Origin of the sequence: Paenarthrobacter sp. NPDC056912 (genome assembly GCF_042786555.1) — a bacterium.
In the GTDB taxonomy this organism is placed as follows: Bacteria; Actinomycetota; Actinomycetes; order Actinomycetales; family Micrococcaceae; genus Arthrobacter.
On the sequence record NZ_JBHUCD010000001.1, the window covers coordinates 343527 to 360479 of the forward strand.

Genomic DNA, 16953 nt, shown 5'->3' on the forward strand with positions numbered 1-16953 from the left:
TCATTCTGCGGTGGGCACTAAGCTCGCCTCAATATTAACACCGCACCGCCCGCAGCTTCTTTGTTTTCACGCCCAGAGGCCGCGGGAGGTGCTTTGGCAAGGAGAGCGCCATGACAACTTCCGGTGTAGTTCCGCAAGCGCGGTTCAGTGCACAGGCCCGGCTGCGTGCCCTTCAGTCGGACATTATGGAATTGATCCTGGAGCGTGAGCTCGAGGCAGGCGATCCGTTGCCCACCGAAAACGAGCTTTCAGTGGCGCTCGGCGTCGGTCGCAATACGCTGCGCGAGTCCCTCAAGGTGCTTCAGGCCCTGGGGGTCATTGAGATTCGTCACGGCTTCGGCATGTTCGTGGCGCCCAGCAACTTCGATGCCTTGGCTGACGGACTCACGTTCCGGGGCCGGCTTTCGTTGCGCCACCAGGGGCTCGAGGCGCTGCAGCTGGTAGACGTGCGCCAAGCGCTGGAATCAGGATTGATCGGGTCGTCCATTGACGTCATGACTGGCGACCAGCTGGCCTCCATCGAAGAAGCCGTCAAGCAGATGGAGGAGCTCGCCGCCGCGGGCGAGAACTTTGTGGCTGCGGACGCAGAATTCCATCGGCGCCTGTTCGAGCCGCTCAACAACGAGCTTCTGATCAACCTCATGGGCGTTTTCTGGAAGGTCTACCGGAAGATCCACGTGGAGATCGGCGCCGGCAATGAGGACCTCGTCAAGACGGCTGCGATCCACCGCAGCATCTACGCAGCTGTTGCCGCGGGGGACAGGACTGTTGCTTCAGAATTGCTCAACCGGCACTTCGACGGCATTCGCCGCCGTATCAGCGAGGCCGTAGGGGAGTAAAGCTCCGCACGCGACCCAAGGGCCGCCGTCGTACTTTTTCGGAAAGTACGACGGCGGCCCTTGCCGTTTCTGCGAGGGTCACGCGCCGTGCCAGCCGGCGATGAGGACGGTGCGAAGGTAGTCGTACCTGTAGTGGTTGATGTTCGGCAGCTCCGAGAGGGAAGCGATGCGGTGGGGGAGCGCTGTGCCCGTGAGGGCGCCGACTCCGAACAGGTAGGCCCATTGGTGGAACCCTTGCGGCTTGTCCGGCATGGCTTTGCGCATGACCTGGAGGTGTCCACTGCCAGGACCTGACGCCACGGGCGCCGGATTCTGCTTCAACATCGGCCGTGGCGTAGCGGCGTTCGCCCCCTTGGCCATGGGTGGCATCGCAGCCGCCTGGGGATTCTCGTCCGGCCTCATCCTTTCCGGTGCTGTGTTCCTGGTTGGGGGAGCCTTGATGCTGTTCCTTCCGCAAACACATCGCGGTGTACTCACCGACAATTCTCCAACCGATCCCTACCTCCAAAAGGAACCCGCCAGCCATGCCTGAACTCGTAGACCTGTCCGTCAGCCTCAGAGCCGGCATCGCCTCGGATCCACCGGGCCTCACTCCGGAAATCGGCTACTTCACCCATCAGGAAACGGCCAAGGACCTGGTTTCCTACTTTCCCGGGATGACGGAGGAGGACCTTCCAGAGCAGGAAGGCTGGGCCATTGAACGCGTCACCGCCACCACCCCACACCGGAACCCACCTGGATGCGCCGTACCACTACGCGTCCACCATGGATGGGGGAGCCCGCGCCATCACCATCGACGAAGTTCCGCTGGAGTGGTGTTACGGACGCGGAGTGAAGCTGGACTTCCGTAGCTTTGAGGACGGTTATGTGGCTACGGCCGCCGATGTTGAGGCCGAGCTCAACCGCTTCGGCCACGAGCTCAGCCAGGGGGACATCATGGTGGTCGACACCGCTGCCGGTGTCCGATACGGATACGAAGACTACCTCTCCAAAGGCTGCGGAATGGGCCGCGAAGCCACGCTGTTCCTCACCAGCCGCGGCGTTCGCGTCACCGGCACCGATGCCTGGAGTTGGGACGCTCCCTTCATCCACACGGCAAAGAAGTACGTGGAAACCGGAGGCAACTCGCTGATCTGGGAAGGCCATAAAGCCGGCATGGAAATCGGCTACTGCCACATCGAGAACCTCCGACGGCTTCCTGGACCTGTCCATGAGCGTCTCCGTGAACGGGCAACTCCTCGCCACTGACTCTCTGGCCAACATGGCATGGAATTTCGCCGAGCTTGTCTCCTACGCCAGCCGGGGAACCTGGGTTCGGTGCGGCGACATCCTCGGGTCCGGGACCAGCGGCGGAGGCTGCCTGGCCGAGTTCTGGGGTTGGAATGGCTCCACGACCCCACCACCGCTGCAGCGGGATGGCGTGGTCAGCCTGACCGTGGAACGGCTGGGAACGCTGAGCAACTTCGTGGGACACGCTGCCCCGGTCCACAAAATTCCGAGGGCCTACGGCCCAGCTGTGCAGCCTTTGCCGCGCCGCACCCAACTGACTGGCATTAGTGGTTGTTATGAGCGCTCAGAACAACCACTAATGCCAGTCAGTTGGGTCATTTGGGCAAAACAAAAGACCCGCACCGGCGAACCGGTGCGGGTCTTCATCTGTGCGCCCAAAGGGATTCGAACCCCTGACCTTCTGTTCCGTAGACAGACGCTCTATCCAGCTGAGCTATGGGCGCATTTCGTGTGATTCTCGGCGGTCTGTTTCTCTGACCCCCTCGAACCTCAATAAACTTTACAGAAGTTCATGTGAAGTTCCAAATCGAAAAGCTGTAATCTGCGCAACTAGACCGGTCTACGTGACCTTAGTCACTTAAATTTGGATCCCTGGAACCTTCTCCCGCGAGTTTCCGCGGTTTTTGCTTTTTAGCCTCCTGGATGTCCGATGTCTGACAACGGATTGGTCTGGTCCGCGGCCCCTATCGTTTAGGACACACCACTGAACCCGAGGAAGGGAACCGCAATGGGCGATCTGGCGCGACTGCCGCTGCTTGAGAAGGCACCTACTACGCATGCACGCCTGCTGGCCTGGGTTGAGGAAGTTGCCGAGCTGACCCAGCCCGACCGCATCCACTGGGTCGATGGCAGTGAAGCAGAAAACAAGAAGCTCACCGACGAACTGGTCGAGGCCGGCACGTTGAAGCGGCTGAACCCGGAAACGTTCCCGAATTCCTTCGCGGCGTTCTCCGACCCGGCCGACGTTGCCCGTGTGGAAGAGCAGACCTTCATCTGCTCCGAAAAAGAGCGCGACGCAGGCTTCACCAACAACTGGATGGCCCCGGCCGAGATGAAGCAGAAGCTGCGCGGACTATTCGCCGGCTCCATGCGTGGCCGCACCATGTACGTCATCCCGTTCGTCATGGGCCACCTGGATGCCGAGGACCCGAAGTTTGGCGTCGAGATCACCGACTCCGCCTACGTCGTTGCCTCCATGCGCATCATGGCACGCATCGGTACGGACGTCCTGGACCGCATCACGCAGACCGATGCCTTCTTCGTCCCGGCCCTCCACTCACTGGGTGCACCGCTTGAAGCCGGGCAGGCCGACGTCGCGTGGCCCTGCAACACGGATAAGTGGATCGTTCACTTCCCCGAAGAGCGTTCCATCTGGTCCTTCGGCTCCGGCTACGGCGGCAACGCCCTGCTGGGCAAGAAGTGCTACGCGCTGCGCATCGCCTCCGTCATGGCACGCGACGAGGGCTGGCTTGCCGAGCACATGCTCATCCTGAAGCTGACCTCCCCCGAGCAGAAGACCTACTACGTCTCCGCTGCCTTCCCGTCCGCTTGCGGCAAGACCAACCTCGCGCTGCTGGACCCCACCATCAAGGGATGGAAGGTGGAGACCCTCGGCGACGACATCACTTGGATGCGTTTCGGCAAGGAAGGCGAACTCCGCGCCGTCAACCCCGAAGCCGGTCTGTTCGGCGTCGCTCCCGGCACCGGCTGGGGCACCAACCCGAACGCCATGCGCGCCATCGCCAAGGGCAACAGCATCTTCACCAATGTCGCTTTGACCGACGACGGCGGTGTTTGGTGGGAGGGCATGACGGAGGAAACTCCTGCACACCTGACCAACTGGCGCGGAGAGTCCTGGACTCCGGACTCCGACGCCCCGGCAGCGCACCCGAACTCCCGCTTCTGCACGCCGATCGACCAGATCGACATGCTGGCCGAGGAATACTTCAGCCCTGAAGGTGTGGAGCTCTCCGCGATCCTGTTCGGTGGCCGACGCAAGACCACCATCCCGCTGGTCACCGAGGCCCGCAGCTGGTCCAACGGCATCTTCATGGGTTCCACGCTGTCCTCGGAAACCACGGCTGCTGCCGCAGGTGCCGTTGGCGTTGTGCGCCGCGACCCCATGGCCATGTTGCCGTTCATCGGCTACGACGCCGGCGACTACCTGAACCACTGGGTCAACCTGTCCGCCAACGCCAACCCGGAGCGTCTGCCCAAGATCTTCCTGGTCAACTGGTTCCGTCGCACGGCTGAAGGCGGCTTCGCCTGGCCTGGCTTCGGCGACAATGCCCGTGTGCTCAAGTGGGCCATCGAGCGTCTCGAAGGCAAGGCTGACGCCGTGGAAACCCCGATCGGTTTTGTTCCGACCGGCGAATCCATCGATCTCGAAGGCCTGGACATGACCCCGGCTGAGGTGGAGTCCGCGGTTCGCGTCGACGCCGATGAGTGGGCAACCGAGCTGGCATCCATCGAGGAATGGTTCGCCAACTTCGGCGAATCGCTCCCGGCGGCGCTGCAGTCCGAGCTGGACGGCCTCAAGACCCGTCTGGGCTAGACCTCTTAAGGACAACGGCGTTCTTAAGACGACGGCGGCCCGTCACCTTCTCTTCAAGGTGACGGGCCGCCGTCGTGCTCTCTGCTGTCCTCAGTTGGCGAGCCAGACATCCGGACCGAACACCTCGTAGTGAATCTTCGTGGCCGGAATGCCGGACTGGATGGCTTCTTCCCGGATCTTCTTCATGAACGGCAACGGGCCGCAGAGGTAGATCGAGGCATCCGCAGGCATGCCTACTTCCCGCAGGGACATGAAACCTGAATTGGCGCCCTGGTGGGGAGTCTCAAGCCAGAGCTGCAGTTCGGCGTCGATCCTCGCCGCATCCGCAGTCATCTGTCCGCGCAATGCCCAGTTATCCATGGCTTTCTCGGCATGAAGGACCAGGACCTTTCGGTCGGTGCCGGTTTCAGCGAGCGAGCGGAGGATCGAGGCCGTGGGGGTGCAACCAATTCCGGCTGACGCGAGAACTATGGGACCATCGCCGTCCTTGAGCGTGACCTCACCGTAGGGGTTCGAAATCTCGAGGATATCGCCAGGTTCGACGCCGGTATGCAGGGCGGTGGACACCTCGCCGCCGTCGTTGAGCTTGGTAGTGAAAGTCCGGCTGGTCCCGGCGTCACCGGACAGTGAATACTGGCGAACCTGGCGCAGGCCGTCCGGAAGCTGCACTTTGACGCTGATGTATTGGCCGGGTTTCGCTGCCGTGACCGGGGTATCGTCTGCAGGTTCCAAGGTAAATGTCAGGGCGTCCGTGCCCGCCGGTTCCTTGGCGACTACTCGCCAGGGCATCCACATTTTGCCGTTCGCACCGGAGGCGTAGAGATCCTTCTCAAGCTTGATGAGGGCGTCCGCCATAAGCCAATAGACCTCAGTCCAGGCCTCGGCGATCTCAGGTGTGATGATCTCGGCCAGGTCTGCGGCGATCGCTGCAAAGAGATGCTCATAGACAACCCCGTATTGTTCTTCCGTGATTCCCAGGGATGCGTGTTTGTGCGCGATCCGGGCCAGGACCTTCTCGGGGAGCGTGCCCGGATTGTTCACCAAATGCGTGGCGAAGGCGGCGATGCTCCCGGCGAGTGCACGTTGCTGATCGCCGGAACGCTGGTTTGCGCGGCTGAAGAGGCCATCCAGCAATTCAGGGTGGGCGGCAAAGAGGCGGTTGTAGAAGTCAACAGTGATCTCGCCGATCCGCGAGCCGACCAGTGGGAGGGTGGATTCGATGACGGGACGGGATTTTTCCGAGAGCATGGTTCTCCTGGGTCTTGAGCCGGGGTGGTGACGGGGCCGAATTGATATACGCATTTGAAATGCATATATCTATAGCTCAATTTCTACTCTCTGTAGAAGAGTTGTGCAAATCGAGGAGAGGGCCTCGGTTGGGGCGCGCCTGCAAGTGCGCGGGAAACACTGTGCGGCGGCCGCTAGGACTGGTGCGCGGGCGTGCGGAACTCCGGCCGCAGTCCAATGGTCTGGAAGACCGGCGTCATTTGCCGGGAATGGGGGAGCGAGGCAATGACCACGGCGTCGAGCTCGCGGTAGAAGGCCTCGCGGGCGCGGTTCATCGCGTGACGCAGTCCGCATTCGGTGATGAGCGGGCAGTCCCGGCTGGGGGACTGGCACTCGGCTGGGTCCTGGCGGCTGTCCAGGTGGCGCAATAGCTGGCCAACAGTGGCTTTGCGTCCGGATTCGTTGAGGCGCGATCCACCCAGACGGCCACGTTCAACGTCAATCAACCCCAGCGCGCGCAAGCGGACCATGGCCTTGCTGACGTGGTTGTACGGTGTTCCCACAGCATCGGCCACCGCTTGGGTGGTCAGCAGCGTGCCTTCTGGAGCCGACGCCAGCACCATGATGGCGCGGAGGCTCACATCTGCGAACGCGTTGATTTTCATGGGATCAGCTTACGTAGTCGGTCTAGTCCACCCAGATGGACGGTACATGGGTATCAGGTTCCATGGCGCCGAAGGTGAAGCCCTCCGGAGTTGGAGTGTAGGGGATAACCGCTGCGCGGACTCCACCATCGCGGTGCTCGGCAGTGCCGTGGATGCCGTCCGAGCCATGTTCAGGCAGGCTGACGTCACTCACAATGGCAGCGGCGCGATAGCCGTCGCGTCCTTGTCGAAGCAGCTCATGGAGGTCGGCCAGCATCTGCCCTGCATCCACATGGCCGTCTTCGTCCGGCTCTCCGGGGGTGACGAAGACGATCCGGAGCTCACCGTCGTTGAGGAGCGTGATGCCGAACGGGAAGAATCCGCCCCTCTGCTCCAAGTGTTCCTGGGCGGTCCCAAGTCCCGTGCCCAGGGTTTCGCGGAGTTCGCGGTCTTCAGTTGTTTCGGGTTCGCCGGAAGCGGCGTCGCTGGTGGGCTGCTGCTCGCTCATGCTGGGGGGCCTAGGCCCGGACTTGTGCAAGGACGCGGTCCCGGATCTTCTCCATGGTGGGGAGGTCCTTGGCTTCGGCGTTCAGGCGCAGGAAGGGTTCGGTGTTTGACGGGCGGAGGTTGAACCACCAGCTGCCGTCCTTGGCGGTGAAAGTACTGCCGTCCATGTGGTCGATGTCGATGTCTTCGTTTTCGAAGTCCACGCGCACGCGTTCCACAGCGCCTGCCTTGTCCTCGATCTCGGAGTTGATTTCGCCGGAAGAGACATAGGGCTCGTACTGGCGGCCGAGTTCGGAGAGCGGACCGTCCTGTTCGCCCAAGGCCGCGAGGACGTGCATGGCGGCGAGCATCCCTGTGTCCGCGTTCCAGAAATCGCGGAAGTAGAAGTGTGCGGAGTGCTCTCCTCCGAACACTGCGCCTTCCTCGGCCATGACGGCTTTGATGAAGGAGTGGCCCACTCGAGTCCGAACTGCTCGTCCGCCGTCCTTGGCAACGAGCTCGGGTACGGCCTTGGAGGTGAGGAGGTTGTGGATGATCACCGGGTGTTCCTCCCCTGCCGCCTGGGCGCGGGCGATCTCGCGGCGGGCCACCATGCCGGTGATCGCGGACGGGGATACGGGCTGGCCCTTTTCGTCGATCACAAAGCAACGGTCAGCATCGCCGTCGAATGCCAGGCCAATATCAGCGCCGTGCTTGATGACGGCAGCCTGGAGGTCGCGAAGGTTTTCCGGCTCCAGCGGGTTGGCCGGGTGGTTCGGGAACGAACCGTCCAGTTCAAAGTAGAGCGGGATGATGTCGAATGGCAGGGCCGGGAGCAGCTTGTCTCCCAGGACCGCGGGGGTGGTCAGTCCGGCCATGCCGTTGCCGGCGTCGACCACGATCTTCAGGGGGCGGGTGCCGGAGAGGTCCACCAGCTGGCGCAGGTACTCGGAGTAGTCCTTCAATACGTCCCGTACGCCGATCTCGCCCTTGGCTGCGGCGGCAGGAATGGTGCCGGAATTCAGGTACTGCTCGGCAAGGGCCTGGATTTCCTTCAGGCCGCTCTCGGAAGAGATGGGCTGGGCGCCGGCCTTGGCCATCTTGATGCCGTTGTACTCGGCTGGGTTGTGGCTGGCGGTAAAGGTAGCGCCTGCAGCGTTCAGGGCACCGCAGGCGTAGTAGAGCTCATCGGTGGAGATCAGATCCAGCAATTGGACGTTCGCGCCGCGCGTCGCTGCGCCGTTGGCGAAGGCCTGGCTGAATTCGGGGGATGAGGGGCGCATATCGCCACCAACCAGGACGGTTTCGCCCTCAAGGCCCAGGACGTCGATGAACGCAGCGCCCACGGCCTCGACGATTTCGGCCGTGATGGAATCCCCCACGATGCCCCTGACGTCGTACGCCTTGAAGGATGCCGAGAGGTCGAATGTCTTGTTCTGCTCGCTAGTCACGGGCTCAATCCTACTGTGGCTACGCAATTGGGCATGAACTAGGACCCGGCTATGTGGATTGTGGTTGTCCACATAGCCAACTCGTCAGGTTCTAGCTGTCAGGGTCGGCTGGAATACTGGGGTGATGGCCAACAACACTCCAAACGCTGCCGTTTCCGTGCAATCAACCACCCAAGAACAGGCACTGGCTTGCCTTCGCGAGTTGGTGGGTCACCCTGAAGCAGAGTTCCACGACGGCCAGTACGAGGCCATTGAAGCGTTGGTGGATGCGGGTCGCCGTGCTTTGGTGGTTCAGCGCACGGGTTGGGGAAAGTCGGCCGTGTACTTCGTCTCGTCCTTGCTGTTGCGCCGGAGGGGTGCCGGGCCGACACTCATCGTTTCGCCGCTGCTCGCGCTCATGCGGGATCAAGTGGCTGCAGCCGCCCGCGCGGGAGTCCGCGCTGTTGCCATCAATTCCGCGAATGCCCTCGAATGGGATACCGTCCTGGCCCAGCTGGCCGCGGACGAGGTGGACGTCCTCCTGGTCTCTCCGGAGCGGCTCACCAACCCCTCGTTCCGGGAAAACCAGCTCCCCGAGCTCATCCGGCGTACCGGGCTCCTGGTGATTGATGAGGCGCACTGTATTTCCGACTGGGGACACGATTTCCGGCCCGATTACCGGCGCATAGCGGACCTCATCGCCCAGCTCCCGGATTCCGTGCCGGTCCTGGCAACCACCGCCACCGCCAACTCCAGGGTGGTCCACGATATCGAAGAACAGCTCGGGGCCGGAGTTCTGACCATCCGCGGCGGCCTGGGCCGAGAATCGCTGCGGCTCGGTGTCCTCAACTTGCCCGATTCCCGGGACAGGCTGGGGTGGCTGCTGACGCACCTCGCCGATATGCCCGGCAGCGGCATCATTTACACGCTCACCGTTTCTGCCGCCGAGGACACCGCACGGCTGCTGGCCGAAGCCGGGCACCACGTGCTGTCCTACACCGGACGGACAGACCCCGCGGACCGGGAAAGGGCCGAGCAACTCCTGAAGGACAACCAAGTGAAGGCGCTGGTGGCTACCTCTGCGCTGGGCATGGGTTTCGACAAGCCGGACCTCGGCTTTGTCATCCACCTCGGCGCACCGTCCTCGCCCGTTGCCTATTACCAGCAGGTGGGACGTGCGGGCCGTGGAGCAGCCAATGCAGACGTCCTGCTGCTTCCGGGGTCCGAGGACCGTGAAATCTGGCAGTACTTCGCCACAGCATCCATGCCCTCCGCAGAAAAGGCCGATGCTGTCCTGACTGCGCTCGGCGATGCCGGCTCAGCCATGTCGACAGTCGCGCTTGAAGCACGGGTAGACCTTCGTCGTACGCCCCTGGAACTGCTCCTCAAGGTCCTGGCAGTGGACGGGGCAGTGGAACGGGTAGGAGGCGGATGGCGATCCACCAGGCGTCCGTGGTCCTACGATGCCGAACGCTACGCACGTATAGCTGAGGCACGTGTGGACGAACAGGACTCCATGGTGATCTACCAGGACACAGCTGGATGCCGGATGGAGTACATCACCTCAGTACTGGACGACGAGACCGCAGCCGCCTGCGGACGGTGCGACAACTGCGCTGGGCGATGGTTCCCTGTGGATGTGGCAGCCTCGGCCGCGGACGCTGCTGGACAGACCCTTCGCCGTGCCGGGATTGCTGTGGAGCCGCGACTGCAGTGGCCCAGTGGCATGGACCGGCTCGGGGTTGCGGTCAAAGGAAAGATCAAACCGGACGAAAGTGTCTCCGAGGGTCGGGTCCTGGCCAGGCTCACGGACCTGGGCTGGGGCGGTGCGCTGCGTGAGTTGTTCGCTGCCGGTGCGCCGGACCGCGCCGTTGATCCGGCCATGCTGCAGGCCTGTGTTCAGGTGCTGCGCCAGTGGTCGGGCGCGGACGGCGGAACAGCGTGGAGCGGAGCTGGCCGTCCGGCCGCTGTTGTCAGCATCCCTTCGAGGAGCAAGCCCCAACTGGTGGAATCGCTGGCGCAGGGAATAGCCGGCATTGGACGGATGCCTTACCTGGGACAGCTGCAACCCCAACACGGCGGCCCCACTGGCTCCCGTGGAGGCAACAGTGCCTACAGGCTTGCAGGAGTGTGGGACCGGCTTGTTGTCGGCCCGGAATTGGCGCAGGCGCTGACGGGTATCAATGGCCAGTCCGTCCTCCTGGTCGACGACCTCGTGGACAGCCGATGGACCATGACCGTTTCGGCCCGGGCCTTGAGGCACGCCGGAATGGGTGCGGTGCTGCCGCTCGCCCTGGCTCAGGCCGGGTAGAACGGCGTCATGTTGTGATCGCTCCCATCCCACGTCTATAGGATCGAGAAAACACGCCTGCTGCCTGTCGCGGGCCATCCAGCCTGACCGTGGACCGGAGTCATGAGCACAAACCCAAGCAACACCGACGTAGCAGCGGACACCGAAACTACCTGGCGGCCGCGACTGGCTTTGTTGGTGGCGTCCACGTTCTTCATGGAATTCCTGGACGGGACCGTCCTGACCACGGCCATTCCCAGCATTGCGTCCGATTTCCGCGTGGCACCGGCCGACATCAACATCACCATGACTGCCTACCTGGTGACTGTCGCGATGGGCATCCCCTTGAGCAGCTGGCTCGCTGAGCGGTTCGGCGCTCGCAGGATCTTCTGCCTTGCCATCGCGGTGTTCACCATTGCGTCCCTGCTGTGTGCGGTGAGCACGGACCTGACCATGCTCACCCTGAGCAGGGTGGCGCAGGGAATGGGTGGGGCCATGATGGTTCCGGTGGGCACGTTGGTGGTGCTGCGGGGCACGCCCAAGTCGGAGCTGCTTCGAGCCACCGCGTATCTGGTGTGGCCTGGTCTCCTTGCGCCCGTCCTGGCGCCAATGGTGGGTGGCGCCCTCACGACATTCCTGTCGTGGCACTGGATCTTCATCATCAACGTCCCGCTCGGCATTGCTGCCTTCATTGCGGCACTCAGGTTGGTGCCTCGGACGCACGTAGGTGGGAAGCGCCGGCTTGACTGGTTTGGCCTGCTGCTGACAACCCTTGGCGTGGGTGCCCTGGTGGTGGGGCTGGAAACCCTGGGCGGTCACGCCTCCAATGTCCTCGCAGCCCTCGTGGTGAGCGCCGGCGTGTTGTCGCTCGCCGGTGCCGTCTGGTGGATGGCCAAGGCCAAAGTTCCCCTGTTCAATCTCAGTGTTTTCGGGACGCGGACATTCAGGGCTACGTCAACAGGTGGTTTCATTTACCGCCTCACCATTAGTTCCGTCCCGTTCCTGCTGCCTTTGATGTTCCAGGACGGATTTGGCTGGGACCCGCTCAAGGCCGGTGTCATGGTGGCCGCGGTCTTCGTGGGCAACATCGGCATCAAGCCCGCCACCACGCCGCTCATCCGGCGTTTTGGCTTCAAACCGGTGCTGGTCTTCGCCTCGTTCGCTTCAGCTGTGACGTTCGCTCTGTGCGCTTTCCTGGATGCCCGGACGCCCGAAGCGCTGATCTTCGCTCTGCTTCTCTTCAGCGGGGCGTTCCGCTCCATTGGCTTCTCCGCGTACGCCTCGGTGCAGTACGCGGACATCGTCCCCGGACAGCTGCCCTCCGCCAATGCCATCTCGGCAACGCTCGTTCAGTTGGCAGCGGCAGCCGGGATCGCCGTCGGAGCCCTGTTCCTGCGGCTGTTTGAGGCGGCCCACGTCTTCGGGGCTGACCAGGTGGCTGCCTACAAGGGCGCCTTCCTTGCCATGGCTGTGTTGATGCTCATCAGCACCGTGGACAGCCTGACCCTCCACCGCCACGCCGGCGCTGAAGTCAGCGGCGGGGCAAGGCGCAGCTGACCAGCGGCTCAACAAGAAAGGGTGCGTTAAACGCAAAAGGTCCCGGTTCGAAAACCGGGACCAATCCGCGGAGACGGGGGGATTTGAACCCCCGGTGGAGTTGTGCCCCACACTTCATTAGCAGTGAAGCCCATTCGGCCGCTCTGGCACGTCTCCATTTGCTATTGCTAGCCCACCAAGGATACGCAGAACGTGCCGTCTAGCGCAAAACGCGGCCGAGCAGCCGCCCAATTCGATGGTTCGCTGCGGGATGGGCCGTCCGCACGGCTGTCTGCGCAGGGAACCATCGAATCGGAGCCGGAAGAACTCGTCAGTTGCTTCCAGCCAGCGAACGCCACAGGAAATGGTTGCTCCGGGCCTGGAGGGCAGCCGCCTGCCGGTTGTCCGAGGCCCCGGCATGTCCGCCCTCCAGGGCTTCGTGGAACCAAACGTTCGGGATGCCCATGGCCTGCATACGAGCTGCCATCTTTCTGGCCTGCACGGGACCCACCCGGTCATCGGACGTTGCCGTCCAAATGAAGGTTTCGGGGTATTCCACGCCGTCGTGAAGCAGGTGGTAAGGCGAGAACGTGCGGATGAACTCCCATTGTTCCGGGACGTCGGGGTCGCCGTACTCGGCGATCCACGAGTAACCGGCCGAGAGCTTGGTGTAGCGGCGCATGTCCAGCAGGGGCACTCCACAGGAGACTGCTCCGAACAGTTCCGGGTACTGGGTCAGCATGTTCCCTACCAGCAGCCCGCCATTGGATCCGCCGACGCAGCCCAGGCGCTGCCGGCTGGTGACACCGCGGGAGATCAAGTCCCGGGCCACGGCGGCAAAGTCCTCGTAGGCGCGGTGCCTGTTTTCCTGCAACGCAGCCCGGTGCCAGGAGGGACCGTATTCGCCGCCGCCGCGAATGTTGGCTACAACGTACACGCCACCACGCGAGTGGGAGCCAGGCCCGTCGGCCAGGGAGACGCCCTGTGTGCGCCGCTCCAGCCAGGCCCGTCCGATGCTGCCGCTGTACGCGGGGGTGCGGGAAATCTCGAACCCGCCATAGCCGGAGAGCTGGGTGGGGTTTTGGCCGTCGAGCACCAGGTCTTTTGAAGCCACCTGGAAGTAGGGGACTTTGGTCCCGTCCTCGGAGACAGCGAAGTGCTGCTGGACTTCGTAGTCGGCTTCGGTGAAGAACGACGGCGACCGCTTCACTTCGGCGTGCTGGCTCGCCACGCCGCCGGACTCCGCCGCCCGTACCGCCCCTTCCGACACGGCACCGAGCGTCCCTCGCGTCAACGTCGTGGGGGTGGTGAAACCGGTGGCCACCAGCCAGAAGTCGTTACCCGCAGCGCCCAAGTCCTCGTCATCCACGGCGTAGGCGTTGACGTCGTGCAGCGGAGGGCAGGCATCCAGGACGGTAGAAGCCCACGCCCCGGCCGAATCGGGGCGGACAGGGTCCAGCACCCGGATCTCGGATGAGACGTCGCGCAGCAGGTTCAACAGCAGGTAGTCCCTGGTCCAGCTCCAGGACTGCAGGGAAGTGTGGGAATCCGGTTCGAACAACACCACGAATTCCCTCGAACCGGCCAAGTAGCCCTCGAAGTCCGCGGCGAGCAGGGTTCCTGCCGGGTACAAATCACCGGCAACTTCCCAGTCTTTCTGCGGACGGAAAAGCAGCCAGTCGCGGTGTGCGCTGATGTTCACCTCCGTGGGGACATCGATGGCCACCCACGAGTCGTCCCGCAGCAACCACGTGCTCCTGTTGTAGAAGTCGATGTAGTCAACCGCGAAGGTGCGCTCAAAACCGGGTGTGGAGTCGTGCGCCACCATGGCCAGCATGTGGTCCTCGGGGATTTCGAAGAGTCGTTCAGCGTCGGCGAGGGATTGGCCCCGGCGAAGCTTCACGCCGGTCCGTGCGTAGGAGGACGTAGTGGCCGGCAGTCCCTCGGCGGTGCTGGACACCAGCAGGGTGTCGGCATCCAGCCAGCTGACGTTGCCCTTGGCTGTCGGGAGGTCGAAGCCGCCCTCCACGAAGGTGCGGGTTTCGACGTCGAACTCGCGGTGGCGGTCAGCGTCGCCTCCGTCGGGGGAGAGCGAAACCATGGCCAGGCGGTACTCGCTGCCGTCCGAGGGCCGGAGGAAACCGGCCCCGTGGAACACCCACTCGACGCCCTCGGCAGCGGCCAAGGCATCGATATCCAGCAACACGTCCCACTCGGGAGCCTCGGTGAGGTAGCTTTCCCAGGTGGTGCGCCGCCAGAGACCCTTGGGGTGTTCCTGGTCCTTCCAGAAGTTGTAGTAGAAATCGCCGCGCTTGTTGACCATGGCGATGCGGTCCGTGGAGTCCAGCACCTCGAGGATCCCGGCCTCTACGGCCAAATACTCGGCGTCCTCCAGCAATTCCTCGGTGCGGGCGTTTTGTTCCCGGACCCAAGCCAGCTGTTCTTCGCCGTGGATGTCTTCCAGCCACACGTTCTCATCTGTGGGCTCAGGCGCAGTTTCCGCGGCATGGCGGGGCCCGGACTTGCTCCCAGGAGCATTGTCATTCTCGGGCAGTGGCGTCTGATCAGCTTCTGTGGTGGTCATCGCACCATCCAAGCAACACTGTTCAACGGGAAGCAAGTCACGCAGAAGTTAGGCTTGAGCGTGGCTAAATCGCAAACCAACCGTGTTGCCCTGATCGGGGCCGGTCCCCGGGGTACCAGCGTCCTCGAGCGGTTGCTCGCGAATTGGGCTGCGGAGCGCGTTGAAGGCACCACGCTGCACATTGACGTGGTGGACCCCTACCCGGCCGGTTCAGGCCATGTGTGGCAGCCGGAGCAGTCACGGTTGTTCCTGATGAACACCCAATCGTTCTATCCGACGCTCATCCCCGAGGACCCGAAGCTTGCGCCGCCGCTCGCGGGCGGTTCGTTCGACCAGTGGCGCGAGGCCCGGCGTCGTGATGGCGCGGGAATCAACGATGCCGAAAAGGCGGAGCTGGCCACCCTCGAATCAGACAATTTTCCCAGCCGTGCACTGTACGGGCGGTACCTTCGCCAGACCTTGGAAGGGCTGCTGGAACGTTTGCCCGACGGCGTCGAGGTCACCTTCCATGAGACGCTCGCCGTTGCTGCGCATCCCGTGAAACGTGAAAAGGAAGACGGGTTCGACGTCGAACTCGGCAACGGTGCCACCCTCACCGTAGGTTCCGTGGTCCTCGCGCTGGGCCACATCGAGGCCCGGCTGAACCCGGAGCAACGCTCGTTCAAACGGGCCGCCGATGAGCTGGGCTTGCTGTACTTCCCGCCGGCCCCACCGGCGGATGTCGATTGGATGGCGGTACCGGACAACGAGCCGGTGTTGGTCCGGGGCATGGGTTTGAACTTCTTTGACGTCATGGGTCAACTGACGGAGGGCCGTGGCGGCAAGTTTGTCGAGGCCGGTTCGCCAGGAGCCGGTGTGCTTGAGTACCGGGCCTCGGGCCGGGAACCGAAGGTCATCGCCGCTTCCCGCAGGGGCACGCCGTACCGTGCCAAGGCCGGGCTCAGCGGGTACTACCCGCGCAGCATCACCATGCGGTACCTGACCGAAGACGCCGTGGACCGGTTCCGCGCGGCCGGAATCCAGCCCGGCTTCGATCACGACCTCTGGCCGCTGCTGCACCGTGATGCGCTGTGGGCCTACTACTCAACGCTTGGGTCCTTTCAACCCGCGGCTATCAAGGACCCTCAGCAATTCCTGGCAGACCTGGAAGATGCCCTGCAGCCGCATGCACACACCACGGCGAACTGGGAAAGCGATGTGGCCGACCTTGTGGAAAAGCACGTGGTTGCCTCGCGCCGACTGAACCTTCGTGGACTCGCGGCGCCGCTGGCCGGGAGATCTTTCGTGTCACGGCGGGATCTGGACACTGCGATCACGGCCTACCTCGATGATGACGCCCGGAGATCTGCCCTGGGCGAGTCGGACCCTGTGAAGATGGCGATCGGCGCCCTCCACACCGGCCGGGCGATCCTCAAGTCCGTGGTGGCTGACGGCGGAATCACGGACGAATCATGGCTGGCGGGACTGCGCGGATGGTTCGAGTCGTTCGTGGAAGGGCTGGCCAGTGGGGCGCCAGCGCTCCGCTCCGAGCAGTTGGCCGCCTTGGCGCGTGCCGGCGTCGTAAGTTTTATTGGACCGGACCCCAAGTTCAGCGTGGACCATGGCGCAAAGGTGTTCCGCGCGGCTTCTCCGTGGGTACACGATGTACCGGTGGAGGCGCGGACACTGATTGAGGCGATGTCGCCCGCGAACAGGGTGGGCATCAACGTGTCGCCGCTGCTGGAACAGCTCATGGCCGACGGTCTGGTGCGCACCAAGATCATGATGGGCGTGGAGGGGACGCCCATGCAGACCACCGGCCTGGACGTGGAACCACATCCTTACCGGCCGTTGGCAGCAAACGGATCCGTCACTAAGGACCTGTACGTCCTGGGCCTCCAGTTGTCTGCGTCCCAGTGGGGGACAGCCATCGCCGCAGAGGCGCGCCCGCTCACCGGACCGGCGTATGCCAGCGGGCAGCGGACCCTCCGCGATGCCGACGAGATAGCCCGTAGCATTCTGGGCCGCTAACGACGCGGGGTTGCGGCTGCCTCCAGCCTTCGTTACTGTGTGAGCTGCATCACCCAATTGGGT

13 protein-coding genes, 2 tRNA genes and 1 pseudogene are annotated in these 16953 nt (G+C 63.4%); 8 read left to right on the plus strand and 8 right to left on the minus strand.

The window, feature by feature from the left end; translation table 11 throughout:
• Positions 1-110: 110 nt before the first annotated feature.
• Positions 111-839: a FadR/GntR family transcriptional regulator gene (locus ACFRJ9_RS01600; RefSeq protein WP_377663701.1), complete on the plus strand. Its 729-nt coding sequence runs from the start codon at positions 111-113 to the stop codon at positions 837-839.
• Positions 840-917: 78 nt separating this feature from the next.
• Here the strand turns inward: ACFRJ9_RS01600 and ACFRJ9_RS01605 are convergent, their stop codons facing one another.
• Positions 918-1103: a hypothetical protein gene (locus tag ACFRJ9_RS01605; RefSeq protein ID WP_377663703.1), complete on the minus strand. Its 186-nt coding sequence runs from the start codon at positions 1101-1103 to the stop codon at positions 918-920.
• Between ACFRJ9_RS01605 and ACFRJ9_RS01610 the strand changes: the two genes are divergently transcribed.
• The 3 genes and pseudogenes from ACFRJ9_RS01610 to ACFRJ9_RS01620 form a co-directional block, all read left to right on the plus strand.
• A complete protein-coding gene (locus ACFRJ9_RS01610; protein WP_377663705.1) occupies positions 1102-1371 on the plus strand; it encodes a hypothetical protein in 270 nt (89 codons plus the stop codon). The genes ACFRJ9_RS01605 and ACFRJ9_RS01610 overlap by 2 nt on opposite strands.
• 164 nt (positions 1372-1535) lie before the next feature.
• On the plus strand, positions 1536-2087 hold the full coding sequence (locus tag ACFRJ9_RS01615) for a cyclase family protein (RefSeq protein WP_377663708.1): 552 nt from the start codon (positions 1536-1538) through the stop codon (positions 2085-2087).
• Positions 2050-2247, plus strand: a pseudogene (locus ACFRJ9_RS01620) (fumarylacetoacetate hydrolase family protein); the annotation flags it as partial. The gene ACFRJ9_RS01615 and the pseudogene ACFRJ9_RS01620, both read left to right, overlap by 38 nt.
• Positions 2248-2498: 251 nt before the next feature.
• Here the strand turns inward: ACFRJ9_RS01620 and ACFRJ9_RS01625 are convergent.
• Positions 2499-2572 (minus strand) — tRNA-Arg (locus ACFRJ9_RS01625).
• Positions 2573-2856: 284 nt separating this feature from the next.
• Here ACFRJ9_RS01625 and ACFRJ9_RS01630 point away from each other — a divergent pair.
• Positions 2857-4683: a phosphoenolpyruvate carboxykinase (GTP) gene (locus ACFRJ9_RS01630; RefSeq protein ID WP_377663710.1), complete on the plus strand. Its 1827-nt coding sequence runs from the start codon at positions 2857-2859 to the stop codon at positions 4681-4683.
• A gap of 90 nt (positions 4684-4773) precedes the next feature.
• Here the strand turns inward: ACFRJ9_RS01630 and ACFRJ9_RS01635 are convergent, their stop codons facing one another.
• From ACFRJ9_RS01635 to ACFRJ9_RS01650, 4 genes are all read right to left on the minus strand, one after another.
• Entirely contained in the window at positions 4774-5931 is a 1158-nt protein-coding gene (locus ACFRJ9_RS01635; protein ID WP_377663713.1) for a globin domain-containing protein, read from the minus strand.
• A gap of 173 nt (positions 5932-6104) precedes the next feature.
• Positions 6105-6575 (minus strand): RrF2 family transcriptional regulator, encoded by a 471-nt coding sequence (locus ACFRJ9_RS01640; RefSeq protein WP_377663715.1) that lies wholly within the window; start codon positions 6573-6575, stop codon positions 6105-6107.
• Positions 6576-6597: 22 nt separating this feature from the next.
• Positions 6598-7062 (minus strand): hypothetical protein, encoded by a 465-nt coding sequence (locus tag ACFRJ9_RS01645; protein ID WP_377663717.1) that lies wholly within the window; start codon positions 7060-7062, stop codon positions 6598-6600.
• Positions 7063-7072: 10 nt separating this feature from the next.
• Complete coding sequence (locus ACFRJ9_RS01650) at positions 7073-8491, minus strand: phosphomannomutase/phosphoglucomutase (protein WP_377663719.1); 1419 nt, start codon at positions 8489-8491, stop codon at positions 7073-7075.
• A gap of 124 nt (positions 8492-8615) precedes the next feature.
• Between ACFRJ9_RS01650 and ACFRJ9_RS01655 the strand changes: the two genes are divergently transcribed.
• Positions 8616-10781 (plus strand): RecQ family ATP-dependent DNA helicase, encoded by a 2166-nt coding sequence (locus ACFRJ9_RS01655; RefSeq protein ID WP_377663721.1) that lies wholly within the window; start codon positions 8616-8618, stop codon positions 10779-10781.
• A 102-nt stretch (positions 10782-10883) separates the two neighbouring features.
• Entirely contained in the window at positions 10884-12317 is a 1434-nt protein-coding gene (locus ACFRJ9_RS01660) for an MFS transporter (protein WP_377663723.1), read from the plus strand.
• Between the two features lie 68 nt (positions 12318-12385).
• On the opposite strand, the gene ACFRJ9_RS01665 is transcribed toward ACFRJ9_RS01660, so the two are convergent.
• Positions 12386-12473, minus strand: a tRNA-Ser gene (locus ACFRJ9_RS01665).
• Positions 12474-12627: 154 nt separating this feature from the next.
• Positions 12628-14880 carry a prolyl oligopeptidase family protein gene (locus ACFRJ9_RS01670; protein WP_377663725.1) on the minus strand — a complete coding sequence of 751 codons (2253 nt, stop codon included), beginning with the start codon at positions 14878-14880 and terminating at the stop codon, positions 12628-12630.
• Positions 14881-14940: 60 nt separating this feature from the next.
• Between ACFRJ9_RS01670 and ACFRJ9_RS01675 the strand changes: the two genes are divergently transcribed.
• Entirely contained in the window at positions 14941-16890 is a 1950-nt protein-coding gene (locus ACFRJ9_RS01675) for an FAD/NAD(P)-binding protein (protein ID WP_377663727.1), read from the plus strand.
• Positions 16891-16953 lie beyond the last annotated feature (63 nt).

Coding starts and splice junctions, on each gene's coding strand:
- ACFRJ9_RS01655 (WP_377663721.1), top strand. CDS start 8,616: ATGGCCAACAACACTCCAAACGCTGCCGTTTCCGTGCAATCAACCACC.
- ACFRJ9_RS01600 (WP_377663701.1), top strand. CDS start 111: ATGACAACTTCCGGTGTAGTTCCGCAAGCGCGGTTCAGTGCACAGGCC.
- ACFRJ9_RS01610 (WP_377663705.1), top strand. CDS start 1,102: ATGACCTGGAGGTGTCCACTGCCAGGACCTGACGCCACGGGCGCCGGA.
- ACFRJ9_RS01660 (WP_377663723.1), top strand. CDS start 10,884: ATGAGCACAAACCCAAGCAACACCGACGTAGCAGCGGACACCGAAACT.
- ACFRJ9_RS01640 (WP_377663715.1), bottom strand. CDS start 6,575: ATGAAAATCAACGCGTTCGCAGATGTGAGCCTCCGCGCCATCATGGTG.
- ACFRJ9_RS01630 (WP_377663710.1), top strand. CDS start 2,857: ATGGGCGATCTGGCGCGACTGCCGCTGCTTGAGAAGGCACCTACTACG.
- ACFRJ9_RS01605 (WP_377663703.1), bottom strand. CDS start 1,103: ATGCGCAAAGCCATGCCGGACAAGCCGCAAGGGTTCCACCAATGGGCC.
- ACFRJ9_RS01635 (WP_377663713.1), bottom strand. CDS start 5,931: ATGCTCTCGGAAAAATCCCGTCCCGTCATCGAATCCACCCTCCCACTG.
- ACFRJ9_RS01670 (WP_377663725.1), bottom strand. CDS start 14,880: ATGACCACCACAGAAGCTGATCAGACGCCACTGCCCGAGAATGACAAT.
- ACFRJ9_RS01645 (WP_377663717.1), bottom strand. CDS start 7,062: ATGAGCGAGCAGCAGCCCACCAGCGACGCCGCTTCCGGCGAACCCGAA.